The organism is Maritimibacter alkaliphilus HTCC2654 (genome assembly GCF_000152805.1).
In the GTDB taxonomy this organism is placed as follows: domain Bacteria; phylum Pseudomonadota; class Alphaproteobacteria; order Rhodobacterales; family Rhodobacteraceae; genus Maritimibacter; species Maritimibacter alkaliphilus.
Map to the genome: position 1 here is coordinate 23,097 of NZ_AAMT01000016.1, position 26,010 is coordinate 49,106.

The following is a 26,010-nucleotide window of genomic DNA, read 5'->3' on the forward strand; positions in this document are numbered from 1 at the left end:
CCCTCTTGGGTGCAAAAGGCCCGGCGGCTGGACCGGGCCCAATTCGGGGAACGGGCCTTACGCCTCGTTCAATGCCTTGGCCTTGTCGCCGCCGCCCACGCCGTAGGTGATGGCGACCTTTCGGCTTTTCTGGAACTCCTCCAGCGTCTCGCCCCGGAAGGCCGCGTAGACCTCGGGGTTGGGCACGCCAAGCACGGCTGCCATCTTCTCGAGCATGAAGAACGACACGCCGTAATGGATCATCTCGATCCACTTGCGGCCTTTGATGAGCGCGATTTCCTCGTCCGTCAGGCCCCGCTCGGCGGCCAGCGCATCGAAATCGGTGCGGAAGCGGTCGCGGTGCTCGGGCTTGATGAGATCGTGCAGGAAGCTGTTGATGCGGAACGCGGCCTGAGAGCGGGCGTGGGTCAGCGGGTGCGTGCCTTCGACCTGATCGGCCCCGGCGAGGTGATAGCCGATGTGTTCGCGGTAGGCCTCGTTCGCGGCCTCGGTCGCGGGGGCGCCGTTGTCCTCAAGGATCATGGTCGCGATGTTCGTGACCGACGGTGCATAGGTCATCTTATGCTTCAGCGTCACGTCGTCCGACAGCGCGCCGCGCATGATGAGCCACATGATGACCTCAGCCCCTTCCATGCCGCCGTTGACCACGTATTCGGCCAGCCGCATGTTGGCGAGTTTCTCGGGGTCGGTTTCGATGAGGCGCAGAAACTCGTCGTCCCAGTCTTCGTTGATGAACCCGGCGCGTTCGCCGTGGACCTGATGGGACAGGCCCCCGGTCGCCATGATCGCGACGTTCAGATCCTCGGGGTAGCTTTCGATCGCCTTGCGCAGCGACTTGCCCAGCTTCCACATCCGAAGCGGCGACGGGATCGGCAGTTGCAGAAGGCCGCAGTGGAGCGGCACCACCTTGCCCGGCCACGGCCCGTCGGCGTCGCCCAGCATCGACAGGGGCGAGAGCATCCCGTGATCGACCGGCTTGCCCTGAAAGAAACTCATGTCGAATTCGTCGGCGGTCAGCGCCATCGCGATATGCTGGCTGAGGCCCAGATGCCCCTTGGCCGGCGGCACGTCGCGCGGCCCCCCGCCCTCGTCCGCCGGGAAATAGGTGTCGTCGATCCCCATCGAGAAGAACGGGTAGTGGTCGAAATAGAACGAGGTGACGTGATCGTTGTAGATCAGGAAGATCACGTCGATTTCCTTGTCCTGCACCCACTGGCGCACCACGTCGAACCCGTCGAAGATCGGCTTCCACGCCGGATCGTTGTGCTTGTTGGTGTCCTTGGCGAACCCGATGGTGGGCGAATGCGAGGCGCCGATGCCCCCGATGATACGTGCCATATGCTGTCCTCCGTCTGGCCGCCGGGCGCGAGCCCCGGCCGAGTCGCAGGCGATCATATGGAGGTGGACTTATTGAACAATACATACGAAACGAAAGGAGCGTTCAGTTTTTTGAACAAAGGAAGCGGACATGAAATGGAAGATCGACGACATCCCGGTCTTCGTCGCGGTGGTCGAGCAGGGTGGCATCTCGGCCGCCGCCGACGTGCTGGGTCAGCCGAAATCCACCGTGTCCACGACGCTCGCCCGGTTGGAGCACGCGCTTGGCCTGCGGCTGGTCGATCGCAATTCGCGCAACCTGCGGGTGACCGAGGAAGGCGAGGTGTTCTATCGCCAGTCCCTTCTCATTCTCGATCAGGTGCGCGAGGCGGACGCGGCCGCCGCCGGGCTGTCCGCCGCGCCCTCGGGCCGGGTCGTCGCCGCCATGCCGCCCGCCTTCACGCAGGAGGTCGTCGCGCCGCAAATCGCGACGTTTCAGGCGCGTTGGCCCAGGCTCGAACTGGATCTCGTGCTGACCACGCAGGGGGTCGAGCTTCTGCGCGATCAGGTGGATTTGGCCGTTGTGGTCGGCCCGATGGTGGACAGTGAACTGGTCAGCCGGGTTCTGGTTGCCGGTCCGCTCGCATGGGTGACGAGCCCGGCCTACGCCGCGTCGCATGACCTGACGGGCGGCACCGACAGCATCCGGCCCCATGTCCGCATCTGCGAGAAACGCTACGGTCGTCCACGGATGCCGGTCCGGGTGGATGGCGCGCCCACGCATATCGACCTATCGACCGGCATTTCCCACGTCAACAGCCCGTTGGTGGCCCGGGAGGCGGTGGCGAACGGTGCGGGCGTCTCGGCCCTGCCCCGGCTTTACATGCGCGAAAGCCTCGCCTCGGGCCGACTGGTCGAGGTGTTTCGGAACGTGACCTTCGACCTCGACGCCTCGGTTCTGTCCGTGGTGTATCCGCACCGGCGCCTGCTGTCGCCGCGCTTGCGGGTGTTCGTGGATTTTCTCGAAGAGGTCTGTCGCAGCCATGCGGACCGCTGACGCCTTCGCGCCGGTTTCATTGCGCTTCACGGGCCGACGTGAAAAAACCCGACGCATCGGCAGGAGGAAAGGCCGTGCAGCCATGACGACAGCGCATCGCCCGACCGCGACGGGCCCGGCCCCCTCGCAGGTCTTCGACTGGCACGCCGAAACCCGGCTTTTGGGGCGGCGGGACGGGGCCGATCTTGAGGCGCTGCGCGCGGCGATCCGCGAGGGCTGCGAGGTTTCGGTCACGCCGGAGGGGATTTCGCCGGTTCCGGGCGGTGCTGCCGGGTTCCTGCGCCTGCGCTCCGGCGGCACGACCGGGCCGGCCAAGGTGATCCGGCGCACCCATGCGTCATGGATCGCGAGTTTCGAGGTCAACCGCGGCCACCTTGGGCTGGGGCCGGACGACACCTACGGCATCCTCGGCCTGCCGATCCATTCGCTTGCGCTTTATGCCATCGTCGAGGCCGCGCATATCGGCGCGGACATCGTGGACCTTGCCGCGTTCCGGCCCCGGCAGCAGGTCGCGGGTCTTGCCGATCAGGGCGTGACGGTGCTCTACGCCACGCCCACGCAATTGCGGTTGCTCACCGCCACCGGGCACCCCCTGCCCGCCCTGCGCCACGTGTTGTGCGGCGGCGGGCACATGGGCCGGGCGCTGCGCGATGCCGTGGTCCGGTGCGCCCCGAACGCCACGGTGACCGAGTTCTACGGGGCCGCCGAGACCAGCTTCATCGCCTGGGGGGACGGGTCCGGGGGCGCGGGCGGCGTGGGCCGCGCCTATCCGGGGGTCGAGATCCGGATCGACCCGCCCGGCGCGGCGGCGGGCGAGATCTGGGTGAAAAGCCCCTACCTCTTTTCCGGCTATGCCGAAGGCGACAGCCCCGACACCCGCTGGCGCGACGGGTTCGTGACGGTCGGAGAGATCGGCACGCTCGGCCCCGACGGGTCCTTGTCGGTCGCCGGGCGCCGGAATCGGATGGTCACGATCGCCGATCAGAACGTCTTTCCCGAGGACGTGGAGCTGTTCCTGCTGTCGCATCCCGGCCTGACCCATTGCGCGGTGGTCCCGCGCCCCGACCCGCAGCGGGGCACGGTGCTTGTCGCTGTGGTCGATGCCCTTCCCGCAGGCGCGACGCCCGAGGCGGTCTTGCGGGCCTGCCGCGACAGGTTCGGCCCGCTCGCGGCCCCGCGCGACCTGTTCGTGATGCCCGACATGGCGTTGACCGCATCCGGCAAGCCCGACCTTGCGCGCATCGCGGCGATGGTGGAGCGGCGGGCATGAGCGGGGTGCGCGTCGTGTCGGCCCTGCGCACGCCGGTTGCGCCCCGTGGCGGCGGGTTGGCCCGTCTGGACCTCGATGCCCTCTGCGCCCCGGTGCTCGCCAAGGCGATCCGGGAGGCGGGGCTTGGGGTGGAGGACGTGGACGAGGTGGTGCTCGGCAATGCCCTTGGCGCCGGCGGCAACCCCGCCCGGCGCGTGGCGCTGGCGGCGGGTCTGCCGGAGCGGGTGGCGGGCCTGACGCTGGATCGCCAGTGTTGTGGCGGGCTGGATGCGCTGGTCATGGGCGCCGCGCTCATCGCGTCGGGACAGGCCGAGGTCGTCGCGGCCGGTGGGGTCGAAAGCTATTCGCGCCGCCCCCTGCGCCTTAGGACCGACCCGGACGGGGGGCCGCCTGTGGCCTATGACCGGCCGCCCTTCACGCCGTGGCCCGACCGCGACCCCGAGATGGACGAGGCCGCCGAGGCGTTGGCGCGGTCCTGGAACATCGCGCGCGCGGCTCAGGACGCATGGGCCGTGGACAGCCACCGAAAGGCGCGGATGGCCGAGATGCGCGGCGAAGTCGTGCCGCTTGCCGGGGTGGAGCGCGATACGTTCACCCGCGACCTGACCCCAAGGCTCGCGGCCCGCGCGCCGGGTCTGGTGGGCAGCATCACGGCGGCCAATGCCGCCGTCGCCGCGGATGGTGCGGCCGTCTGCCTGCTCGTCTCGGATCGTGTGGCGGCCCGCCTGCCCGACCCCGGTCTTGCCTATCGCGGCGGGATCACCCTTGGCGCTCGCCCCGACCTGCCCGGCGTTGCGCCGGTCGAGGCGATCCGGGCGCTGTTCGACCGCACCGGGACGACGCCCGCCGATCTGTCGGTGGCCGAGGTGATGGAGGCCTATGCGGTGCAGGCCATCGCCTGCGTCGAGGGCGCGGGGCTGGACCCGGCCATCGTCAATCCGGGCGGCGGCGGGCTTGCGCGCGGGCATCCGGTCGGGGCCTCGGGCGCGATCAACGCGGTCAGGTTGTGGCACGAGGTGAAGCGGCGCGGGGGCACCGGGCTTGCCGCCATCGCCGCCGCGGGCGGTCTGGGCACCGCCGTCATGCTGTCGGTCAGGTGAAGCCGCGCAACGTCGCGAAGTCTTCCGGCGCGTCGCGCAGCGTGCGCACCGCGTTGACCGGCGCGTCTGGTTCGGCGCGGCCAAGCGCCAGGCCGCAGACGATCAGCTCGTCTTCGGGCAGGTCCAGATGCGCCTGCGCCACATCGGCGTGATTGGCGAGCGCCCCGATCCCGCAGCTTGCATATCCCATGCCCTCGGCGGCCAGCATGAAGGCCATGATCGACATGCCGAGATCCATGAAGCACCCCTTCCCCATGTCGCGCCGGATCGACACGACGACGCCGACCGGGGCGTCGAAGAAGCGGTAATTCGCGTTGAACTGGTTGCGCCGCGCGTCCACATCGCGCCGCCCGATGCCGAGGCTGGCATAAAGGGCATAGCCCGCCGCCCGCTGTTTCGCTTTCAGGTCCGCCGGCATCGGCTGCGGGAAATAGGAATATTCCGAGACCATCGGGCGGCCGCTTTCCGAAGCCGCCACCAGTTCGGCGGAAAGCGCGGCGAGCGGCGCGCCGGTCAGCACGTGGAACCGGCCGGGCTGAAGGTTCGCGCCACTGGGCGCGGACCGGGCCGCCCGCAACAGGCGCTCGATGTCCGCGCGCGGCACGGGGTCGGGCGCGAAGGCCCGGACCGAACGGCGCGCGAACAGGGTGCTTTCCACCGGGGTCAGGCTCATCCCCGCGACAGGATGCTCGCCGGACGGGTGCGTGCCAGCGCCGCGGTGATGAGGCCGGTCGCGATGGCCTTGACCAGATCACCGGGGATGAACGAGAGCGACAGCATGGTCGCCGCCGGGATCGTCTTGTCGAGCATGTAGGCCATCCCGAGAATCCCGAAGACATACATGGTGAACACCCCGCCGATGATCGCGGCGGAGGTGGCGACGGGCAGGATCGGCGCGTTCCAGCGTTCCACGATCCAGCCGGTGACGAAGGCGGCGATGGGCCAGCCGATCAGGAACCCGACCGACGGTGTCGCGAAGGCGCCCAGACCGCCGCGGCCGCCCGCGAGCAGCGGCAGGCCGAGCGCGACGAGGGCGAGGAACAGCAGGACCGCCACCGCACCGCGTTTCGCGCCCAGAATGGTGCCGCACAGCATGACGCCCATGCTCTGCGCGGTGATCGGCACGCCGAAGGCCAGCGTGAATTTCGGGATCAGTCCGAGGGCCGCGATCAGGGCTGCGAACAGGGCGATATGTGCAAGGTTACGTTCCATGAGGTCTCCGTGGTGTTTCAGGGTGTCTGATCCAATCCGCCGCGTGCGCGCAAGGCGTCCGCGACGTGATCGGCATCGTCCAGCGCAATCGCGGCGAGCGGCATGACGATCTGCCAGCCGACGCGCCGGGCGGCACGTGCCCGCCAGGCCTCGGCCAGAAGCCCGCCTTTCTGGGCGATGGCGGGTGTGAACCGCACGACCAGCGCGATGGACAGTTCGAAAGCGCGGGTCGAAAGGCCGAACCGGCGCAGGGGTGAGAGAAGAAAGGCGGCGACGGCGACCATGTCGGTCAGCCGGGTCGTCATCGTCACGAAATTCGCGAGCGTCAGCGCGGTCAGCAGGCGCAGCGCGACGACCAGCCCCGCCTCGATCTGTCCGGTCACGCCGTGCCACACGGCGATCAGCGCGAGGAACGGGATGAGGATGCGCAGGCTGCGGGCCGCCGCGCGGGCGAAGCGCAGGCCACCGCTGAGGACGATCGCCCCGGCACAGACAAGCGCCACGCCCAGCCAGATCGGGTTTTGTAGCGCGAACAGCCCCACCGTCGCCGCCGACAGGGCGGCAAGCTTGACCCCGGCGGGCACGTCATGCGCCCAGGTCTCAACCGGCGAGGTCAGAGAGATCATCGTCTTGCCCCCATGCCGTCATCTGCGCCTCGAAGGCCGCCAGAACCTCGTCCGTCGGGCCATCCATCCGCACCGACCCCTCGTCCAGCCAGATCACGCGGTCGAAGGCGCGCACGTGGTCGGGGTCGTGGGTGATCTGGACGACCGAGGCTTCGACCGCGTCGACATAGCGGACAAGCTGCATCCGCGTCGGAATGTCGAGACCCGAATAGGGTTCGTCCAGCACGATCAGCCGGGGCCGCATGGCAAGGACGGCCATCAGGCACACGAGTTGCTTTTGCCCCTGTGACAGCGAATGCGTCGCCGCCCCGTGCCAGCCGGATTTGCCGAACCGCGACAGGATCGCCGAGGTTTCGCGCGCCGCCGCGTCCCGGTCATGGCCAAGCTGCATGAGGCCGAAGGCGATCTCTTCGTCCACGGTGGGGAAGATGATCTGGTGGTCGGGGTTCTGAAACAGGATGCCGACCGCGCGAAGGGCGGACTTGCGGTCGCGCGCCATGTCGTCGCCGTCGATCCGGGCCGAACCGCGCGTCGGGGCCTGCAACCCGGCGATGATGCGGGCGAGCGTGGTCTTGCCCGACCCGTTGCGCCCGACGATCCCGACCCGCCGTTCCTGCATCCGCAGCGAGATGGCGGACAGCACATCGACGTCGCCCAGACGGACGGAAACGTCCTCAAGCATGAGCTCGGGCCTCAGCACCGCTCCGTGGGAACCCTTGACGATCGAGGTCATATGAATGGGAAAGTTTTCCGTTTCTGGCGCGCACCGGGGTCATACATGGTTTTTTGCCGTGGTCCAACCGAGTCTCGGCTGATTGGTGCGCGGGCCCGGGCGACTGTCAGGCCGGGGCCAGACCCGCCGCGCAGAACCGGATCAGGTGGTCGATCTGGGCGTCCGCCGCCCGCATCTCGCCGCCAAGCGCCGCGATCCGCCCCTGCGACGTGAGCAGCGCGAGCATGGCGGAGACGGAAAAGACGAAGGCCTCGGCCACCTCGGCCCGGTGCGCCGTGGGCCGCAGCGCAAGAAGCTCGGTCAGGAACAGCTCGGCGGTGGGGTCGAAACAGGCCGCCGAGATCGACCGCCACCGTTCATCGGCAGAGACGAAGGAGACCAGCCGCGCATAGTCGCGCCAGCGCGGATCGTCGCGCGACAGGTCGAAGATCGGGCGGAAGAACGCGGCGAGCAGGGTTTCGGCGGTCACCGTTCCGTCGCGTTTCAGCGTTTCGAGCGCCGCGCGCCGCGCCTGCGACAGCGGTTCGGCGCGGCGGGCAACGGTGCGGTGAAACAGCACTTCCTTGCCGCCGCCGTGGTGATGGATCGTTCCCACCGGCTCGCCCGCCTCGGCCGCGATGTCGCGGATGGTGGCGCCGTCGAATCCCCGGTCCGCGAACACCCGTTCGGCGGCGTCGAACACGCGTTTGCGGGTCGCGAGCGCCCGTTGGGACGGTGCTCTTTGTCGTTTGGCGTCAATATCTTGCAGCGCAGGCATGGATTTATCTTGCCTTATTTCGAACAGGTGTTCAAGTTAAGACCAAAGGGAGGAACGCGATGAGTGAGACGCGCGAGCGGCTCGCCTTGATCGGGGCGGGGCCGATGGGATTGGCGGCGGCCAAGCTGCTCTCTCAGCACGGGATCGGGTTTCAGGGGTTCGAGCTGAACGGCGACGTCGGCGGGCTGTGGGACATCGACGGGCCGCGTTCGACCATGTACGAAACCGCGCACCTCATTTCGTCCAAGCGGATGACCGAGTTCACCGATTTCCCGATGCGCGACGAGGTGGCGGAGTATCCGTCGCATCGCGAGATGAAGCGGTATTTTCAGGACTTCGCCCGGCATTTCGACCTTTACCGCCACTTCCGGTTCGGGGCCGAGGTTCTGCGCTGCGATCCCTTGGGCGGCCCGAACGACGGCTGGCGCATCACGTGGCGCGACGACACCGGCGAGCATGTGGAGGATTACGCGGGCCTGCTGATCGCCAACGGCACGCTGTCGACCCCGAACATGCCTCATTTCAAGGGCAGCTTCGCGGGCGAGATGATCCATTCATCGGCCTATCGGCACCCGTCGCAGTTCGACGGCAAGCGGGTGCTGGTGATCGGGGCGGGCAATTCCGGCTGCGATATCGCGGTGGACGCGATCCATCATGGGCAGTCCTGCGACCTGTCGATGCGGCGCGGCTATTACTTCGTCCCGAAATACGTGTTCGGCAAACCCGCCGATACGCTTGGCGGTGCGATCAAGCTGCCGATGGCGCTGAAGCGGATCGTGGACGGCACGATCCTGAAATGGTTCGTGGGCGACCCGCAGAAATACGGCTTTCCCGAGCCCGACTACAAACTCTACGAAAGCCATCCGATCGTGAATTCGCTGGTGCTTTACCACGCGGGCCACGGCGACATCCGGGTGATGCCCGACGTGGACTGGTTCGATGGCAAGACGGTGCGGTTCAAGGACGGGCGCTGCGAAGACTACGACATGATCCTTGTCGCGACGGGCTACAAGCTCGACTACCCGTTCATCGACGCGGCGCATCTGAACTGGCAGGGCGACGCGCCGCATCTTTACCTCAACTGTATGCACCCGGAGCGCGACGATCTGTTCGTGCTCGGCATGATCGAGGCGTCCGGGCTGGGCTGGCAGGGCCGCCACGAACAGGCGGAAATGGTCGTGCGCTATATCGAAGGGCTGCGATCCGGCGCGCCCGAGGCCAAGGCGCTGCAAAAGACCAAGGCCGAGGGCTTCCGCCGCGCGACCGGGGGCATGAACTATATCGACCTACCGCGCATGGCCTATTACGTGGACAAGGCGACCTACCGCAAAGCGGTGACCGGGTGGATCGGCAGATTGCGGGGGCGTGCGGCATGATCGACGAGGCGGTTCTGAATTTCTCGGCAGGCTCGCTGACCCTGCTCAACGCGATCCTCGCGGTGGTCATGTTCTCGATCGCCATCGACCTTGCCCCCCGCGACTTCCGGCTGTTGGCGAAGGCGCCGAAACCGCTGGTCGTCGGCCTCGTCTCGCAGTTCGTCGTGTTGCCCGTGCTGACGTTCCTCATGGTCGTCGTGCTGCAACCGCAGGCGTCGGTGGCGCTTGGCCTGATCCTCGTCGCCGCCTGTCCGGGGGGCAATATCTCGAACTTCATCACCCATCGCGCGGGCGGCAACGCGGCGCTGTCGGTGTCGCTGACGGGCATCGCGACGGTGGGCGCGATCGCGCTGACCCCGCTCAACATCGCGTTCTGGGGGTCGCTTTACGGCCCCTCGGCCGAGATCCTGCGCGCCACGGAAATCGACCCGGTTCAGATCGCGATCACCGTGTCGCTGATGCTGGTCCTGCCGCTGGTTCTGGGGATCACCCTGAACGCCAAGCGCCCGGCGATCACGCGGCGCATCCGCCGCCCGCTGCAATGGCTGTCGATGGGGATTTTCGTCGCGTTCATCGTCATGGCGCTGGCCTCGAACTGGGCGCAGTTTCTGGCCTATGCCGGGGGCATCGCCGGGCTTGTGATCCTGCACAACGCGCTGGCGCTCGGCGGCGGGTTCGTGACCGCCACGCTTGCCCGTCTCACGCCCTTCGACCGCCGCTCGATCACCATCGAGACGGGCATCCAGAACTCGGGCCTCGGCCTCGTCCTGATCTTCGCCTTCTTCGGCGGGCTTGGGGGCATGGCCGTGGTGGCGGCGTTCTGGGGCATCTGGCACGCCATTTCCGGCCTCGCCCTCGCCAGCGTCTGGGGGCGGACCGAGGCGGCGCGATGACCCGTATTCTCGTCACCGGCGGCGCGGGCATGGTGGGCCGGGCGCTGGCCCAAGCCTTGCCGGAGGTGATCGCCACCGACCTAGCGCGTGGCGATCTGCCCGAAACGCACCGCTTTCGCCGGATGGACGTGACGGGCACCGACCCCGACACGGTGATCGGCGACGAGAAGCCCGAGGTGGTCGTTCACCTCGCCTCGATCGTGACGCCGCCGCCGGGGATGACCCGGCAGCAGGCCTTCGCGGTGGACGTGACCGGCACGCGCAATGTGATCGACGCCTGTCTTCGCCACGGTGTGCGCCGGATCGTGGTGACCAGTTCCGGGGCCGCCTATGGCTATCACCCCGACAATCCGGTGCCGCTGACCGAGGACGCGCCCTGCCGGGGCAACCCGGCATTCGCCTATGCCGACCACAAGCGGCAGGTGGAGGAGATGCTGGCGGAGGTGCGCGCGAGGCACCCGGCGCTCGAACAGGTCGTGCTGCGCGTGGGCACCGTTCTGGGTGCGGGCACGCAGAACCAGATCACGGCGCTCTTCCACCGCCCCCGCCTGCTTGCGATCCGGGGGACGGACAGCCCGTTCGTGTTCATCTGGACCCGCGATCTTGCCCGGATCGTGCAGCGCGCCGCGACCGATGGGCCGCCGGGCATCTACAACGTCGCGGGTGACGGCTGGCTGACGGTCGACGACCTTGCCGCGCGTCTTGGCAAACCTGTTCTGCGCCTGCCCGCGTGGGGGCTGAAGGCGGCGCTTGCCGTGGCCCACCCCCTTGGCCTCAGCCCATACGGACCCGAACAGGTGCGGTTCCTGCAATACCGTCCGGTGCTTGCCAACGACCGCCTGAAATCGGTGTTCGGCTATACGCCCGAGCTGACCTCGGCGCAGGTGTTCGACCTCTGGCGCAGGGAGGCGGGGCTGTGAAGACGGCTGTGATTTCGGGCGGGAACGGCGGGCTGGGCCGCGCGATGGCCGACCGGCTGGAGGCCGAGGGGTGGCATTGCGTGCTCATTGACGTGAACGTGGCTGGGCTGGAGGCGACGGCGACGCGCACCCCGGTCGCGCTCGACCTTACCGAGACCGAGGCGCTGAACGCCGCCGCCGCGCGCATCACCCGTGACCGCCCCAGCATCGACATGGTGATCTACAACGCGGGGGTCAGCCAGATCGGCCCCTTCGCCGAAACGACCGAGGCCAGCCACCGCCGGGTCTTCGAGATCAACTATTTCGCCGCCGTGGCCTTGGCGCGTGCCTTTCTGGCCCCGATCCGGGCGGCGCGGGGCACGCATCTTGCCATATCCTCGGTCGCGGGTTTCGCGCCCCTGCACAACCGCACCGCCTATGCCGCGTCGAAACACGCGATGGAGGGGTTCTTCGCCTCGCTGAGATCGGAGGAGACCGACCACGGCGTGCGCACCCTGATCGCCGCGCCCAGCTTCGTGGCGACCAACATCGGCCGGCCCGAACGGGGCGAGGACGGTATCGTGCGGCCGGGTTCGGCCTCGGACGGGGTCGACTACATGACGCCGGAGGAGGCCGCGAAGGTGATCCTATCCGGCGTCGCGCGGGGGCGCGACTTCATCCCCGTGGGACGGGTCGCGCGGCTGTCGTGGTGGATCATGCGCACCTCCCCCCGCCTCTATGCCCGCCTCATGCGGCGCAGCATCAGCGGCGAGGGGTAGGCGGCCACGCAATCAGTGATCGTGCGCCGTGCACCATTCGTCATGGACGCGCGGTTTGCCCATGTGGTCGCGCATGTTCTTCATCATCTCGAAATAGGGGATCGGGATGTGGACGGGCCGCTCGTCCGCGGCTTCGAAATCGTCATACAGCGTCTGGATGGTGACGATCACCCGCTCGGCATCGGTCCAGTCCTTGTAGTCGCCCAGATCGATCTTGTAGGCGGCGTCTAGGAAATCGACCCCCTGCTCGTAAAGCGGCCGCGCCATTTCGGTCACGTCCATCAGGTAGTCGCGCATCTTGCGCACGTCGTCCTTGGTCGAGATCGGGCCGTGGCCCGCGACGATCACCTCGACATCCATGTCGAGCACCATGTTGCACACGTTGATCCAGCGCACGACCGGGCCATACCACGCGATCGGCGTGCCCGCCGAGAACAGGATGTCGCCGGTGTAGAGCACCTTGTCCTCGGGCACGTAGATCAGCGCGTCGCCCAGCGAATGCGCCGGGCCGACCTCGATCAGTTCCACGCGCTTGTCGCCGACCATGATGGTCATCTTGTCCTTGAAGGTCTCGGTCGGCGGGGTCAGCGTGATGCCAGAGAAGTCGAAGGGCTTGAAGCATTCCGCCATGAACTCCCCCGCCTTGCCGAACTTGGCGGGGTTTCGGTTCACCTCGTCCAGCATCTTGGGGTCGAAGCGGTCGAAATCGGCGACGGTGCCTTCGGTCCCGATGATGCGCGCGCCCTTGACCAGCTGGTTGCCGAAGGTGTGGTCGCCATCGGCATGGGTGTTCACGAGGATGCCGATATTGTCGGCCCCCGGCACGTTGGCCTTCATGTCGTCCAGCATGTCCTTGGTGCAGGCGAGGTCGAAGAGCGTATCGACCAGCAAGTTCGCCTCGCCATCCGCGATGATGCCCGCGTTGGACCAGCCCCACGACCCGTCGGGCACCAGATAGCCCCAACAGCCATTGCCGAGGTCATGCAGACCCTTGGTGTATTTCCATTTGGACATATCGGTTCCTCCCTAAAGAAGTGCGGTTGCGAGCGCCGGAAAGATGAAGACGAGGGCGAGCACCAGCGCCATCATCAGCGCGAAGGGCGCGGCGCCCTTGAAGATCTGGCCCAAGGTGATGTCGGTATCGGGGCCTAACGTCGACTTGATGACATAGACGGCGAGGCCGAAGGGCGGGGTCAGCAGCCCGATCTCGACGGCGAGGATGGCGATGACGCCCAGCCAGATCAGATCGACCTGAAGCCCGGTCAGGATCGGCACCGCGATGGGCAGCACCAGAAGCATGATCGACGCGCTGTCGAGGATCGTGCCGAGCAGCACCATCACAAGGATCATGGCGATCACGACGCCGTTCACGCCGAAGCCCGCGCCCAGCACCGTGTCGCCCAGCCAGTTGGGCATACCGGACAGGGCCAGCATTCGGGAATACAGGCTCGCCCCCATGATGAGGAAACAGATCGACGCGGTGGTGTGCCCGGTCTGAACCAGCACCTGCCAGAAGTCGCGCCAGCCGAGGCGGCGTTTCAGGACCGCGATGACGAGCGCACCGGCCGCACCGGCCGCGCCCGCCTCGGTCGGGGTGAAGATGCCGCCGTAGATGCCGCCCAGCACCAGCGCCACAAGGATCACGATGGGGGCGAGCTTGGCGGCCATCTCGCCGAAACTCATGGTCGGCATGTCGTCGGTGGACACGGTGGTCCCGCCGATGAACCCCGGCGCCCATTTGCCCATGGCGACGATGCCGAGCGCATAGGTCGCCGACAGGACGAGGCCGGGAATGACGCCCGCGATGAACAGATCGCCCACCGATTGCTCGGTCAGGACGCCGTAGAGGATGAAGAGAAGCGAGGGGGGGATGAGCATCCCCAGCACCGCAGACCCCGCGACCACGCCGACCGAGAAGTGGGGCGTGTAGCCGTGGCGGCGCATCTCGGGCACCGCGACCTTGGTGAAGACGGCGGCCGACGCGATGGAAATGCCGGTGATCGCCGCGAAGATCGCGTTGGCCGCGACCGTGGCGACGCCCAGACCGCCGAGGATCTTGCGAAACGCCTGCTGCGCCACGTCGAAGGTGTCGCGCCCGATCCCGGCGACGGACACCACCAGCCCCATGAGGACGAAAAGCGGCACGACGCCGAAGAGATAGTCGGAAATGGAATCCTTGAACGCCGCGACCATCAGTTTCGCCGCCATGTCCGGGTTGTCGCGGATCATCCAGACGCTCACGAAACTGACGAGCATCAGGGTGATCGCCACATGCATCCCCGAATAGATCAGGACCAGCATGACCGCGATCGAGGCGAAGCCGATCTCGAGCCCCGTCATGGCCGCCGCCCCTTCAGGTTGGCCCAGGCCGAGGCGAGGTATTGCAGCACCGTCGCCGCCATGCCGATGGCCATGAGGCCGTAAAGCGGCCATGTCGGGATGACGAAGAAGCCGGGATTGCCCATGAAGTTGCGTTCCGGGTGGGTCCACGCCTTTGCGAGCACCGGGAAGAAATACCAGAACGTCAGCGCAAGCAGCGCGGCCCCCGTCAGGTTGAACACGGCCCGCATGACCCGCGCCGCGCCTTCGGACCGTTTCGCCACCAGCGTCAGCAACAGGTCCGACCGGGTGAGCGCCCCGGACCGCAGCGTGTGGGCCAGTTGCAGAAAGACGATGCCGACGATGGAGAAGGCCACCATCTCGGCCACGCCAGCGATGGGCGCGTTGAACAGGGTTCGCATCGTGATGTCGGCGCAGATCAACAGCATGATCGCGATGATCCACACCGATCCGAGGGCGTTCAGTCCGGCGACGACCGGCCCCAATGGCCCGTCACCGCCCCCGCCCTGCCCGTGCGCGGGGGTCGCGTCGTTCACATCCGTCACGTCAATCTCCGGGCGAGACCCCGGCGCGCCTGCGCCGGGGTCAGTGCCGTCACTCTTCGATGTAGTTGCGGGTGAAGGTGAAGCCCGCGTCGGCGAGATAGGCGACATAGGCCGCCATGATCTCGTCCACCGGCTCGCCACGCGCACGGGCGGCTTCCATCCACGCCGTCGAGGGGTTCGCCATGCTTTCGATCCAGGCCTGTTTCTCGGCCGCGTCGAATTCGACGATCTCGCCGCCGCCGTCGAGCATGGCTTGGGTCGAGCCTTCGATTCGCGCGTTCTGCTCTTCGAAGTAAGCGTCCTGATAGGCTTTCGCGGCGACCCGGAACGCCTCTTTCGTGGCGTCCGAGAAGCTGTCCCACCGATCCTGCGACACGGCCAGACCGCCGACATACATCGCGCCGAAATCGACCTTGTTGTAATAGGGCGCGACTTCCCACAGCTTCGCGGGGGCGTTGGCGGTGATCCAGCCGATCGCGCCGTCGGACACGCCGGTCTTGATGTCGTTGTAGAAGCTCACGTAGCTGCCCTGAACGCCCACGGCGTCGGTGCCGTCGAGCCACGACAGGTTCGGCCCGGCGCCCGAAATCTTGACGCCCGCCATGTCGGCGCGGGTCGCCAGCGGCTTGGTCGTCGCGATGTTGTAGCCGTCGATGGCGATGCCGCCGCCGATATAGACCGCGCCGGTCGCGTCGGCGAGCTGGTCGAGGAACCCTTCGCTAGACATCAGCGCATGTTCGGCGGCTTCCGTCACCAGCTTGGCGTCGGTCGGGCCGAAGGGCATGGCATAGGTCATGTTCAGAATGCCCATCTTTGCCGGATCGAACACGCCCATCGCCTGACCGACGTCGATCAGCCCGTCCTGAAGCGACTGCGCCTCGGCCCCCAGCTTGACCAGCGTGCCGCCATAAGCCTCGGTCCATTCGATCTGCACTTCGCCGGTCTTGGCCAGCTCTTCATTGAGCGTCGGGATGAACGTCTCGCCGATATGCTTGACCCACAGGAACACCGCGGGGTGTCCGGTGGCCACGGTCAGATTGAGCGTCTCCTGAGACAGCGCGGGCGTCGCCGCCGCACCCAGAACTGCGGTCGCCGCGAGCGCGGACATACCAAGCCGTATGGATTTCATGTTTTCCTCCCTGATGGCTTTCGCCGTTTCCTCCGAGTCAGACGCTAACGGGTATTGAACAGCCGTTCAAGATTATTATCATAGCGTTCAACAACAGGGCGGATGATGACGACCAAACCCATGAAAAAAAGGGCCGAGCCCAGCGAATCCGCCAAGGCGCGCATTCTGGCCGCGGCCGAGCCGGTGTTCGCCGAATGGGGATTCGATGCCGCCACCGTGCGCAAGATTTCCGAGGCCGCCGGGGTGCCCGTCGCGCTCATCAACTACCATTTCGGGTCGAAAGAGGGGCTCTATCGGGCGATCTTCGAAACCCGTGCGCCGACCATCATGGATCAGCGGATCGCGGGGCTCAGGCTGGCACGCGCCGAGCCCGACCTCGACCGGCGCATCGACCTTGTGGTCAAGGCGCTGATCTACCCGATGTTCTCGCTGCGCGGTGAAAGCCCCTCGGCGGATTTCGGGCGGATCATCGTGCGCGAGATGTCGGACCCTCAGTCCGAGGCGCGCGGGATCTTTCGCGATATGTTCGACCCCGTGGCTGACATGCTGACCGCCGCCATCGCGGAATGCTTTCCCGACTGGACGGTGAAAGAGGTTCACTGGGCCTATCACACCATGCTGGGCGCCATGACCATTCTGATGACAGACAACGGGCGTATGGCGCGGCTGTCGAACGGCGAGGTGCAGTCGGACGACTGGGAAGAGGCCGCGCTGCATATGTGCGCGATCCTCGTCGCCGGGCTGAAGCACCGGGACCGGAGCCAAACGCGGGGCGTCTGAAGATTTCAGGGAGGAGAAACAGATGAAACTGGTCACATACGACACCGGCGACGGCGTGGGCCGCCCCGGTGCGCTGGTGAACGACGGCACGGCGATCGCGGACCTTGCGGCCAATTCGGGCGGCGCGGTCGCGTCGGTCCTGTGGATCGCGCAAGGCGGCGAAAGCGCGCTGGCGCAGGCCGAGGACGCGGCGAAGGGGGCGACGACCGTCGCGCTGGAGGACGTGCGCCTCATGGCCCCGATCGAACCGCCGCCGCAGATGCGCGATTGCCTGTGCTTCGAGACGCACCTCATTCAGGCGTTCCAACAGGCGCGCAAGCTCAGGGCCAGCCAGATGCCCGACCCCGCCGCCGCCGAGCGCGAGATGGAGGAAAAGGGCATCCTGTCGGTGCCGCAGACGTTTTACGATCAGCCGATCTACTACAAAGCCAACCGCTTTTCGGTCGTGGGTCACGAGCATGACGTGATCTGGCCCGGCTATTCCAACTTCATGGATTTCGAGCTGGAGTTCGGCGTCTACATCGGCAAGCCCGCCAAGGACGTGAAGAAGGCCGACGCGATGGATCACATCTTCGGCTATACCATCTTCAACGACTTCACCGCCCGCGACGCGCAGACGGCGGAAATGGGCGGCTCGCTCGGCCCCGCCAAGGGCAAGGATTTCGACACGGCGAACCCGATGGGGCCGTGCCTTGTGACCGCCGACGAGTTCGGCGACCCCTACGACAAAACCATGATCTGCCGGGTCAACGGCGAGGAATGGGGGCGCGGCTCGACCTCGACGATGCACTGGTCGTTCGGTGATCTGATCGAACATATCTCGGCCTCGGAAACGATCCGCTCGGGCGAGTTTCTTGGCTCCGGCACGGTCGGCAACGGCTGCGGGCTGGAACACATGCGGTTCCTCAGCCCCGGCGATGTCGTCGAGCTAGAGGTCGAGGGGATCGGCGTGCTGCGCAACAAGCTGGTGAAACCGGGGGCCTAGGCGCGCGTCCGGCCTAGACCGTGTCGCGGATGCGAAAGCTTCGCGCCGTGAAGACCCACGATCCGCCCCGCCGCGCGAAAAGATCGTCGTATTCGCCGATCTGCGTGCGGCGTTCGCCGTCTGCCGTGCGCAGGAATTCCTGCGTGTAGACGCGGCCTGATGCCGTGTCCTCGGTCACGGAAAGCCGACCGAGATGCGAGAAGAAATGGACATCGGCATAGCCGGCCATGGCCGTTTCCCATGTCTGAAGGATCGCGGCGGACCCTTCGATCCGGCGGTCGCGGATGCACCATACCGCGTCCTCGGCCCAGCAGCCGATCCACGCCGCCCCGTCGCGCCGGTTCACCGCATCGCCGTAAGCCGCGACCAGTTCGAGGATCGCGAGTTTGTCTGCCGTCGGGTCCATTGCGCCGCTCCGTTCCGCTGGGTCGTCCGTCACATTGACTGTATACGCAAAATCCAAGATCGTATACATTCATGGCGGGAGAGAGGAACAGCAGACTCGCATGACGACGACACGACCCTATCCGACCCTTGCCGTCGGCCGCTTCGACCTGAGCGGCACGCGCGACGATCACGTGCGCCGCATGTCGGGGGCTCCGGCCCGCACCGACGCGCGCGCGCATCCGATCTTCGCCTTCGTCGGCGCGCTTGGCGGGCTGCCCCTGCCGATCAAGGACTTGAGCACCTCGCTCGGTCTCGACTTCGATGCCGGCCCGGTTCTGGCCCGCTGCCGGATCGCCGTCGCGCGGCCCCTGCTGGTCGACCGGGTCTACACCGTAACGCCGCAGATCGACCGGATCGAGCGCAAGCCGAGCCGACGTTACGGCCATGCCGATCACCTGCACCTCGAGATCGCGTTGGACGACGACACGCCGTTCACGACCATCGCCCTCCACATCATTTTCCCTGCCGAGGAGGCCGCCACATGACCCGATCCGATACGCCTTTCGGCCCAGTGTCCGGCCCCGACATGGCCGACTGGTGCGCCCTTCTGAACGATGACAACCAGATTCATCTGACCCGCGAGGCGGCCGAGGCGGCGGGGTTCGGCCCGCATCGGGTGAACCCCGGCCCCGCGAACCTCGCCTATCTGATGAGCGCGCTGATGGCGGACGACCCCGACAGGGAGATCACCGCCGTCGATGCGCGCTTCGTCGGAAACGTGCTCGAAGACGACCACCTCGTCGCCCGCACGGACGGGGACGAGGCGACGCTTCTGCGCGACGGTGCCCCCGTCGTCACCGCAACCTTCACCTTCGGAGAGCCGGAATGACCGCCACGATCGCCCGCGCCGCCCAGACCACGGTTTACCCCCTGCTTGCCATGAGGGCGCGCACGGTGCCTGACGCTTTGGCCCTGACCGACGGCACCACGGACCTGACCTTCCGCACCATGCTGGAGGCCGTCGACCGCTGCGCCGCCGCCCTTGCCGCGCGTGGCCTGACCCGTGGCGACCGGGTCGCGGTGATTTCCGAGAACCGGATCGAATACGCGCTTTTGCAATACGCCGCCGCCAAGCTGGGCCTTATCACCGCCTGCACCAACGTCCGGCTGGCCGAGCCGGAGCTGGCCTATTGCACCGCGCTGGTGGAACCCGCGCTGATCGTCGCCTCGCCGCGTTACATGGACACGGCGCGGGCGGTGGCGGCGGGCGTGCCCGTCGCCGGGTTCCACGATCTGTCGGACGAGGGCGAAACGACCTGTGTCGCGGACCCCGAGGACGGGCTGTTCATCATCTACACCTCCGGCACCACGGGCCGCCCCAAGGCCGCCGTCATCAGCCACCGCGCCCAGCTTGCGCGGATGAGCTCCATGCGGCTCGATCTGGGTATCCTGCCCGGCGACGGGTATGTCGCCTGGGCGCCGATGTTCCATATCGGAGGGTCGGAGCACCTGTGCACCGCGCTCATGTCCGGTGCGCCGGGCTATGTTGTGGACGGGTTCGACGTGGACCGGATCATCGACGCGCTGGGGCGGTTCCCGGTCGGCTGGCTGATGCTCGTCCCCGCCACCATCGACCCGCTGATCGAGGCGCTGAAGGAACGTCAGCCGCAGATCAAGGGCGTGCGCGCGGTGGGCTGTATGGCCGACCTCGTCCCGTCGGACACCATCGCCGAAATCACATCGCTGGTGGGCGCGCCCTATCTCGACAGTTTCGGCGCGACCGAGACAGGCATGGCGCCGCTGTCGGCGAACCTCATCCCCGTGGGCAGCCGCCCGACCACTTTCCCCAAGCAGTTGACCCTGCTGACCGAATTGCGCCTGTGCGACCCGGAGGGGAACGAGGTGCCGGACGGCGAACCCGGCGAGGCCTGGGTGCGCGGGCCGACGGTGTTTTCGGGCTACTGGAACAACGACGCGGTGAACGAAAAGGATTTCGCGGACGGCTGGTTCCACATGGGGGATATGTTCCGCAAGCTGGACGACGGCTATGTCTTCGCGGGCCGCTCCAAATATCTCATCAAATCCGGGGGGGAGAATATCTATCCCGCCGAGATCGAGCGCGTGCTTCTGTCCGACAGCCGCATCGCGGACGCCATCGTGGTGAAGAAGCCCGACGAGAAATGGGGCGAGGTGCCGATCGCGGTGGTCGTTCCGGCGGCCGAGATCGACGCGGAGGCGGTGATCGAGCTGTGCCGGGCCGAACTTGCGGGCTACAAGCGCCCCAAGGGCGTTCTGTTCGTGGGGATGGACGACCTGCCCCGCTCGGTCAGCGGCAAGATCCTGCGGGAAGAGGTGGAAAAGCTGGTCTGAGGCGCGGCCTCAGACCTTGGCTTCGGCCAGCAAGGCGCGGGTGGCCTTGACCAGACGCGCGCTGCGCTCGGCCGGCGACAGCCCCGCCTTGGCGAACCGCTTCATCGGCACTTCCATGTCGATGGGCGTTCCGGCGGGAAGCGCACGCAGGAAATCGGCCAGCGGAAACTCCCCCTCCCCCGGTATCCCGCGATTCTCGACCGCTTCGCCGAAGGGGCTTTCGGGGGCGGCCATCGGCCCGTCGCAGATCTGGGCCGCGCCGATCAGGGCGGCATCCGTGGCACGCAGGTCGGCGACCGACCCGCCGGTGCGATACAGGTGCAGGGGATCGACCAGCAGGCTCAGGTTGTCGTGGCCAAGGCGCGACAGCAACTCCGCCCCGGCCCCGATGGAGCGGCATTCCGAGAACTTCATGAATTCGATGCTGACGTGGAGGCCCCGCGCCCCGGCGGCGTCGGCCAGCGCACACAGGTTGTCGCCCGCCCGCCCCTGATCCTTGTCCTGCACCAGCGCGGTCAGCCGCGTGGCCCCGATCCCGGCCCCAAGGTCGAGCGCGGCGGTGAAATCGTCCACCACTGTCTCGGGTCCGAGCGAAAAGACCTCGACGTTATGGACGGCGACGTCATGGTCGTCGCAGGCCGCCCGAAAGGCCGCGGCATCCTCGGCCAGCACGCGCGGGAATATGTCCAGATCGGGCGACGGCGGCGTGACGAAGACCGATACCGTATCGACCCCCGCACCCCGAGCGATCCCCGGCAGGTCCACCGGGGCCACGTCGCGCAACGACAGTTGGTGCAAGGCAAGACGGTGCATGGTTCAGGCCCCCAGATAGCTGTCGATCACGGCCTGATTGCCGGCAAGTTCCTCGCTCGCCCCCTCGAAGGCGATTTGGCCACGGTCGAGCACATAGGCCCGGCTTGTGGCTTCGAGCGCGCGGTGCGCGTTCTGTTCGACCAGCAGAACCGTCAGCCCCTCGGCGTTCAGCTTCTTGAGCGCATCGAACACCTGATCGGTAATCAACGGCGACAGGCCCAGCGACGGCTCGTCTAGCAGGAGCAGATGCGGCCCGCCCATCAGCGCGCGCCCGATGGCCAGCATCTGCTGCTGACCGCCCGACAGGGTGCCCGCGATCTGGTCGCGGCGTTCTTCGAGCACCGGAAACAGCTCATACACATGGTCAAGCGTGTAGATCGTGTTGCGCTTGCCGCGTGCGATCAGGCCGACCTGAAGGTTTTCGTAAACGCTCATGTCGCCCAGAACCTGCCGCCCTTCGGGCACGTGCAGAAGCCCGGCACGCGACACGGAATGGGGCGACATGCCCTTGGTCTCGCGCCCCTCGAACACGATCTCGCCGGACTTGCGCTTGACCACGTTGGACAGCGCGTTCAGCAGCGTCGACTTCCCGGCGCCGTTGGAGCCGATCAGCGCGACCATCTCGCCCTGTTCGACATGCATCGACACGCCGCGCAATGCCTTCACCCCGCCATAGGAGACGTGCAGATCGGAGATTGTGAGTGTCGTCATGTCAGTGCCCCGATGTCCCGATATAGGCCGCGACCACCTGCGGGTCGCGCACCACCGCTTCCGGATCGCCCGAGGCGATCATGCGCCCCGAATCCAGAACGTAAACCTTCTTGCACAGCCGCGTGACGAAACCGACGTTGTGTTCGATGAGCAAAAGCCCCATGCCGCTGTCGGCCAGTTCGCGAAAGATCGTGGCGAGCTCGTCGCTTTCCACATCGTTCATGCCCGCAACGGGTTCGTCCAGCAGCACGATGTCCGGCTCGGCGGCGATGGCGCGCATCATTTCGACCCGGCGCTGGTGGCCATAGGCAAGGTTGCCCGCCTCATACTCCGCGAAGTCCTCCATCCGGAAACGGCGCAGAAGATCCCAGGCCTTTTCCTCGAACCGCTTGGTGTCGCGGCGCGCGGCGGGCAGGCCCAGCATCTGCGCCAGAACCCCCGCCTCTTCGCGGCGATGAAAGCCGATCATCACGTTGTCCAGAACGGTCGCTTCGGGCAGAAGCCGGATGTTCTGGAACGTCCGCGCCACGCCCTTGCGCGCCACGATGTCGGCGCGGTCGGTGGCGACGCTGACCCCATCGACGGTGATGTCGCCCTCGGTCAGGGCAAGCACGCCCGAGATCATGTTGACCACGGTGGACTTGCCCGCCCCGTTCGGGCCGATCAGCCCGGTGATTTCACCCGGCGGCACCTCCATCGACACCTTGTCGACCGCTTTCAGGCCGCCGAAATGCTTGGCCACGTTTTCGAGTTTAAGAGACGGCATCGCGGGCCTCCTTTTCGCTCGCGCGATGCTGTTGCTGGCGCGCCTGCTTGCGGCGGCGGAACCAGAACACGATCTCGTCGCCGACGCCGTTGGGCAGGAAGGTGATGACGAGGATCAGGATCACCCCGTTCACGGCCTGCCGGTATTCGGCCAAGGGCCGCGCGATTTCCGGCAGGATCGCCATGATGAGCGCGCCCATGATCGGGCCGAGCAGCGTGGTGCGCCCGCCCAGGATCACCACCGTCAGCACGTTGACGATGAAGGCGAAGCCGTAGTTATGCGGCTCGATCTGGAAGGTATAAAGGCTTTGCAGCCCACCGAAGAGGCCCCCGACCGCGCCCGAGATGATGAAAGCGATGATGTGGTATTTGCCGATGTTCACGCCCAGCGACGAGGCGACGCTTTCCTCCTGCCTCAGCGCGTTGAACACCCGGCCCATGCCGGAGCGTCCGATGTTCCACATCACGTACATGGTCAGGCCGACGACGATCAGCAGAATCCAGGTGTTCACCTCGCGCGGGATGCCGACGATGCCAAGCGCGCCGCCCGTGAACCCCTCGCCATAGAGCAGAAGCGACAGGATGATCTGCACGAAGGCCAGTGTCGCGATGGCCTGAAACGCGCCGCGCAGACGGGCCAGCGGCAGGGCCAACAGGCCCCCGACCGCAGCGGCCAGCGCGGTGCCGAGGATGACGGTCAGGAAGATCGGGACGCCGGTCTTCGTGGCAAGGATCGCCACACAGTACGACCCGAGCGCCGCGAACCCCGCCGTCGCGATGGAGAACACACCGGCCCGCAGCGCGATCTGCTGGCTGTAGCCGAAGCCGACCGACAACAGGAAAAAGTCGATGATCGGCTGATAGGCGTAGTAGAACTGGATCATTGGCGCGTCCCCCCGGCGACGGCATTGATGTCACCGAACAACCCGTTGGGCCGCACGAGAAGCACAAGGAACAGAAGGCCGAAGATGATCGCATCGGTCAGCCCCGATGGCAGATAGGCCACCGCCAGCGATTGCGTGACCCCCAGAAGGAGCGACGCGACAATAGCCCCCTGAACGCTGCCCAGCCCCCCGATCACGACGACCACGAAGGCGCGCAGCATGTAGGGCTCGCCCATCAGGAACTGGATCGAGTTGAACAGAAGGCCGATCAGAACCCCGGCCAGACCGGCGAGCGCGCCGGCGATGAAGAAGGTCTGCAAATAGACGCTTTGCGCGTTCACACCCAGAAGCGCCGCGGCGCGTTCGTTGGTCGCGACCGCGCGGACCTGCCGCCCGAAGGTGGTCTTTCTGAGGTAAAAGATCAGCGCGGCGACCAGCACCGCCACCACGGCGAGGATCACGATCTGCAACAACGAGATGCGCAGACCGAACAGGTCGTAGAACTTGATCGGAAACGTGCCGAACGGAAAGTTGAGCACCTGCGTCTTCGACACCTGCTGCGCGATGGAGACGAGGATCAGGTCCACCCCGATGGACGAGACGAGCGCGGGAAACTCGGCATTGCCCCGGTTGCGCAGCGTTCGGAACGCGATCAGGTCGATCAGGATCGCGATCAGGCCGGTCGCGAGCATCGAAAACCCGATGGCCAGCAGGAACGGCAGACCGCTGATCGTGCAGTAATAAGCGATGAAAGCGCCCGCCATGAACGTGGCGCCATGCGCGAAATTGAGCAGCTTCTGAACGCCGAAAATCAACGTGAAGCCAAGGGAGAACAGCGCATAGACCGAGCCCGAGACAAGGCCGTTCAGGATTTGCTGTGAAAGCATGTGATCCACCCAGATTGCGGGGCCGGACCCCGATGAACGTGGTGCCGGGGGCGAACGGGCGCCCCCGGCATCGTGCAAGGTGTTATTCGGGCGCGACCGTGAAGGCGCCGTCTTTGACCTGAAGAACCTTCATGCCGAAATAAGGCACACGCTCTTCGTCGTAGCTGTAGGTATGCGTGCCGACGACCACCGGGATGTCCTTCTGCTCGCCAAGCGCCTGACGCACGCCGTCACGGGTCAGGTTGCCCGCTTCGGCGGCATCGCGCACCGCATGGGCCACGACCTGCATTCCCGAGTATCCCATCGCGTTCCATTCGTCCGCCGGGAAGCCCATCTTCGCCTCGAAGCTCTCGGCGAAGGCGGACGAGAAGTCGTCGTCGCCGCCCGGCACCCAGGCCCCGATCAGGTAGACGTCCTCGACAGCCGCACCGCCCTTTTCGATGAAGGTCGGCGAGGCGAAGGCATTGTGGCCGAGGATCGGCGTGGACGGGTCCAGCCCGGCCTGCTTGAGTTGCAGGATGATGTTGGCCCCCTGCGCGGCGGGCGTGCCGATGAACACGCAATCCTGATCCGAGGTCGCGATCTTGGTGGCGAGCGCCGAGAAATCGCTGTCGGCCAGCGCCACGCCGTCCTGCGACACGATCTCGACCCCGGCTTCGGTGATCAGGCTTTCATACATGCGCTGAAGCGCAACGTAGGCCTCGTTGTCCTTCACGCCGATGATGGCGCAGCGTTCCAGACCCAGCGTTTCGGCGGTGTAATCCGCGATGAAGGGCATGGTGATGCTGGCGGGCTGGGTCATGATGAACGACCACGGCCCGTTCTCCACCACTTCCATCGAGTTGGTGGTGGTCATCACGGGAAATTCCCGCTCGTTCGCCACGTTGGCGCCCGCCATGGCGACGGAGCCCGAGGTCGGGCCCATGACCATCAGAACGTCCTCGTCGGCGGCGAGACGGGTGATGAGCGACAGGGTCTGCGTCCGGTCGGTCGCGTCATCCTCGACCGAGAACACCATCTGGTTGCCCTCGCCGAAAAAGCCCTTTTCGTTCAGCTCTTCCGCGGCCAGCACGGCGCCGTCCGCGACGTTCTTGCCGATAAAGGCCGCACCGCCTGTCAACGACTGTAGAATCACCACTTTGTAGTCTTCTGCATGCGCGGCGACCCCTGCGAGCGTAACCGCTGCCGCACTGGTTGCCGAAAGCATAAGTGTCTTGAATTTCATAGATTCCTCCCATTTCGATGCCGTAACAGTTCAATGTCTTTTTTCTTCCGAACGGATCGACGGCGTGCATCTGTTCGGGTTTTGTATGACCGAACTGGTCATAAATATACACAACATTCAACATCAATGTGTTCACCAGCCAGTACACTTCGGCCCGAAAACCGGTCGGA

29 protein-coding genes are annotated in these 26,010 nt (G+C 66.4%); 12 read left to right on the forward strand and 17 right to left on the reverse strand.

Annotated elements, in window-relative coordinates; all coding sequences use genetic code 11:
• Positions 1-57: 57 nt before the first annotated feature.
• Positions 58-1,338 carry a gallate dioxygenase gene (locus RB2654_RS00660; RefSeq protein ID WP_008327520.1) on the reverse strand — a complete coding sequence of 427 codons (1,281 nt, stop codon included), beginning with the start codon at positions 1,336-1,338 and terminating at the stop codon, positions 58-60.
• 130 nt (positions 1,339-1,468) lie between these two features.
• On the opposite strand from RB2654_RS00660, the gene RB2654_RS00665 reads away from it, so the two are divergent.
• The 3 genes from RB2654_RS00665 (at position 1,469) to RB2654_RS00675 (ending at position 4,744) form a co-directional block, all read left to right on the forward strand.
• A complete protein-coding gene (locus RB2654_RS00665; RefSeq protein WP_008327523.1) occupies positions 1,469-2,374 on the forward strand; it encodes a LysR family transcriptional regulator in 906 nt (301 codons plus the stop codon).
• An 82-nt stretch (positions 2,375-2,456) separates the two neighbouring features.
• Entirely contained in the window at positions 2,457-3,644 is a 1,188-nt protein-coding gene (locus RB2654_RS00670) for an AMP-binding protein (protein ID WP_050771921.1), read from the forward strand.
• A complete protein-coding gene (locus RB2654_RS00675) occupies positions 3,641-4,744 on the forward strand; it encodes a thiolase family protein (protein ID WP_008327527.1) in 1,104 nt (367 codons plus the stop codon). Before RB2654_RS00670 ends, RB2654_RS00675 begins: the two co-directional genes overlap by 4 nt.
• Here the strand turns inward: RB2654_RS00675 and RB2654_RS00680 are convergent.
• The 5 genes from RB2654_RS00680 to RB2654_RS00700 all read right to left on the reverse strand — a co-directional run bounded on the left by RB2654_RS00680 (position 4,737) and on the right by RB2654_RS00700 (position 8,072).
• Entirely contained in the window at positions 4,737-5,417 is a 681-nt protein-coding gene (locus RB2654_RS00680) for a nitroreductase (protein ID WP_008327528.1), read from the reverse strand. The two genes, RB2654_RS00675 and RB2654_RS00680, sit on opposite strands and share 8 nt — an antisense overlap.
• The gene (locus tag RB2654_RS00685) at positions 5,414-5,956 is read right to left on the reverse strand and encodes a biotin transporter BioY (protein WP_008327529.1); all 543 of its coding nucleotides are present in this window, start codon (positions 5,954-5,956) and stop codon (positions 5,414-5,416) included. The genes RB2654_RS00680 and RB2654_RS00685 overlap by 4 nt, the downstream gene beginning before the upstream one ends.
• A 17-nt stretch (positions 5,957-5,973) precedes the next feature.
• The gene (locus RB2654_RS00690) at positions 5,974-6,582 is read right to left on the reverse strand and encodes an energy-coupling factor transporter transmembrane component T family protein (protein ID WP_008327530.1); all 609 of its coding nucleotides are present in this window, start codon (positions 6,580-6,582) and stop codon (positions 5,974-5,976) included.
• Entirely contained in the window at positions 6,557-7,315 is a 759-nt protein-coding gene (locus RB2654_RS00695; protein WP_008327531.1) for an energy-coupling factor ABC transporter ATP-binding protein, read from the reverse strand. The genes RB2654_RS00690 and RB2654_RS00695 overlap by 26 nt, the downstream gene beginning before the upstream one ends.
• Before the next feature lie 106 nt (positions 7,316-7,421).
• A complete protein-coding gene (locus RB2654_RS00700) occupies positions 7,422-8,072 on the reverse strand; it encodes a TetR/AcrR family transcriptional regulator (protein WP_008327532.1) in 651 nt (216 codons plus the stop codon).
• Positions 8,073-8,131: 59 nt separating this feature from the next.
• Between RB2654_RS00700 and RB2654_RS00705 the strand changes: the two genes are divergently transcribed.
• From RB2654_RS00705 to RB2654_RS00720, 4 genes are read left to right on the forward strand one after another with little or no spacing between them, the layout of a single operon-like run.
• Entirely contained in the window at positions 8,132-9,448 is a 1,317-nt protein-coding gene (locus RB2654_RS00705) for a flavin-containing monooxygenase (RefSeq protein ID WP_008327533.1), read from the forward strand.
• Positions 9,445-10,341, forward strand: a complete 897-nt coding sequence (locus RB2654_RS00710) for a bile acid:sodium symporter family protein (protein WP_008327534.1) — start codon at positions 9,445-9,447, stop codon at positions 10,339-10,341. Before RB2654_RS00705 ends, RB2654_RS00710 begins: the two co-directional genes overlap by 4 nt.
• Positions 10,338-11,261, forward strand: a complete 924-nt coding sequence (locus tag RB2654_RS00715) for an SDR family oxidoreductase (protein ID WP_008327540.1) — start codon at positions 10,338-10,340, stop codon at positions 11,259-11,261. The genes RB2654_RS00710 and RB2654_RS00715 overlap by 4 nt, the downstream gene beginning before the upstream one ends.
• Positions 11,258-12,019: an SDR family NAD(P)-dependent oxidoreductase gene (locus tag RB2654_RS00720; RefSeq protein WP_008327542.1), complete on the forward strand. Its 762-nt coding sequence runs from the start codon at positions 11,258-11,260 to the stop codon at positions 12,017-12,019. The genes RB2654_RS00715 and RB2654_RS00720 overlap by 4 nt, the downstream gene beginning before the upstream one ends.
• A gap of 12 nt (positions 12,020-12,031) precedes the next feature.
• Here the strand turns inward: RB2654_RS00720 and RB2654_RS00725 are convergent, their stop codons facing one another.
• The 4 genes from RB2654_RS00725 to RB2654_RS00740 are packed head-to-tail and all read right to left on the reverse strand — an operon-like array spanning position 12,032 to position 16,033.
• Positions 12,032-13,033 (reverse strand): MBL fold metallo-hydrolase, encoded by a 1,002-nt coding sequence (locus RB2654_RS00725; protein WP_008327544.1) that lies wholly within the window; start codon positions 13,031-13,033, stop codon positions 12,032-12,034.
• A gap of 12 nt (positions 13,034-13,045) precedes the next feature.
• A complete protein-coding gene (locus RB2654_RS00730) occupies positions 13,046-14,359 on the reverse strand; it encodes a TRAP transporter large permease (protein WP_008327548.1) in 1,314 nt (437 codons plus the stop codon).
• On the reverse strand, positions 14,356-14,904 hold the full coding sequence (locus RB2654_RS00735; protein WP_008327549.1) for a TRAP transporter small permease subunit: 549 nt from the start codon (positions 14,902-14,904) through the stop codon (positions 14,356-14,358). Before RB2654_RS00735 ends, RB2654_RS00730 begins: the two co-directional genes overlap by 4 nt.
• Positions 14,905-14,953: 49 nt before the next feature.
• The gene (locus RB2654_RS00740; protein WP_202795868.1) at positions 14,954-16,033 is read right to left on the reverse strand and encodes a C4-dicarboxylate TRAP transporter substrate-binding protein; all 1,080 of its coding nucleotides are present in this window, start codon (positions 16,031-16,033) and stop codon (positions 14,954-14,956) included.
• A gap of 120 nt (positions 16,034-16,153) precedes the next feature.
• Between RB2654_RS00740 and RB2654_RS00745 the strand changes: the two genes are divergently transcribed.
• Together RB2654_RS00745 and RB2654_RS00750 are read left to right on the forward strand one after the other, a co-directional pair.
• The gene (locus RB2654_RS00745) at positions 16,154-16,813 is read left to right on the forward strand and encodes a TetR/AcrR family transcriptional regulator (RefSeq protein WP_148912658.1); all 660 of its coding nucleotides are present in this window, start codon (positions 16,154-16,156) and stop codon (positions 16,811-16,813) included.
• A 22-nt stretch (positions 16,814-16,835) separates the two neighbouring features.
• The gene (locus RB2654_RS00750) at positions 16,836-17,798 is read left to right on the forward strand and encodes a fumarylacetoacetate hydrolase family protein (RefSeq protein ID WP_008327555.1); all 963 of its coding nucleotides are present in this window, start codon (positions 16,836-16,838) and stop codon (positions 17,796-17,798) included.
• 13 nt (positions 17,799-17,811) lie between these two features.
• Here RB2654_RS00750 and RB2654_RS00755 read toward each other — a convergent pair whose 3' ends face one another.
• The gene (locus tag RB2654_RS00755) at positions 17,812-18,204 is read right to left on the reverse strand and encodes a nuclear transport factor 2 family protein (protein ID WP_008327556.1); all 393 of its coding nucleotides are present in this window, start codon (positions 18,202-18,204) and stop codon (positions 17,812-17,814) included.
• Positions 18,205-18,304: 100 nt separating this feature from the next.
• Between RB2654_RS00755 and RB2654_RS00760 the strand changes: the two genes are divergently transcribed.
• From RB2654_RS00760 to RB2654_RS00770, 3 genes are read left to right on the forward strand one after another with little or no spacing between them, the layout of a single operon-like run.
• Positions 18,305-18,730: a hypothetical protein gene (locus RB2654_RS00760; protein WP_008327558.1), complete on the forward strand. Its 426-nt coding sequence runs from the start codon at positions 18,305-18,307 to the stop codon at positions 18,728-18,730.
• Positions 18,727-19,074, forward strand: a complete 348-nt coding sequence (locus RB2654_RS22175) for a hotdog family protein (protein ID WP_008327560.1) — start codon at positions 18,727-18,729, stop codon at positions 19,072-19,074. The genes RB2654_RS00760 and RB2654_RS22175 overlap by 4 nt, the downstream gene beginning before the upstream one ends.
• Positions 19,071-20,555: a class I adenylate-forming enzyme family protein gene (locus tag RB2654_RS00770; RefSeq protein ID WP_008327568.1), complete on the forward strand. Its 1,485-nt coding sequence runs from the start codon at positions 19,071-19,073 to the stop codon at positions 20,553-20,555. Before RB2654_RS22175 ends, RB2654_RS00770 begins: the two co-directional genes overlap by 4 nt.
• 9 nt (positions 20,556-20,564) lie before the next feature.
• Here RB2654_RS00770 and RB2654_RS22180 read toward each other — a convergent pair whose 3' ends face one another.
• The 6 genes from RB2654_RS22180 to RB2654_RS00800 all read right to left on the reverse strand — a co-directional run bounded on the left by RB2654_RS22180 (position 20,565) and on the right by RB2654_RS00800 (position 25,840).
• Complete coding sequence (locus RB2654_RS22180; RefSeq protein WP_008327570.1) at positions 20,565-21,368, reverse strand: sugar phosphate isomerase/epimerase family protein; 804 nt, start codon at positions 21,366-21,368, stop codon at positions 20,565-20,567.
• Positions 21,369-21,371: 3 nt separating this feature from the next.
• The gene (locus tag RB2654_RS00780) at positions 21,372-22,079 is read right to left on the reverse strand and encodes an ABC transporter ATP-binding protein (RefSeq protein WP_008327572.1); all 708 of its coding nucleotides are present in this window, start codon (positions 22,077-22,079) and stop codon (positions 21,372-21,374) included.
• Between the two features lies 1 nt (position 22,080).
• A complete protein-coding gene (locus tag RB2654_RS00785) occupies positions 22,081-22,845 on the reverse strand; it encodes an ABC transporter ATP-binding protein (protein ID WP_008327574.1) in 765 nt (254 codons plus the stop codon).
• Entirely contained in the window at positions 22,832-23,728 is an 897-nt protein-coding gene (locus RB2654_RS00790) for a branched-chain amino acid ABC transporter permease (RefSeq protein ID WP_008327576.1), read from the reverse strand. Before RB2654_RS00790 ends, RB2654_RS00785 begins: the two co-directional genes overlap by 14 nt.
• Positions 23,725-24,615 carry a branched-chain amino acid ABC transporter permease gene (locus RB2654_RS00795; protein WP_008327578.1) on the reverse strand — a complete coding sequence of 297 codons (891 nt, stop codon included), beginning with the start codon at positions 24,613-24,615 and terminating at the stop codon, positions 23,725-23,727. Before RB2654_RS00795 ends, RB2654_RS00790 begins: the two co-directional genes overlap by 4 nt.
• An 82-nt stretch (positions 24,616-24,697) precedes the next feature.
• Entirely contained in the window at positions 24,698-25,840 is a 1,143-nt protein-coding gene (locus RB2654_RS00800; protein ID WP_008327580.1) for an ABC transporter substrate-binding protein, read from the reverse strand.
• Between the last annotated feature and the right edge of the window lie 170 nt (positions 25,841-26,010).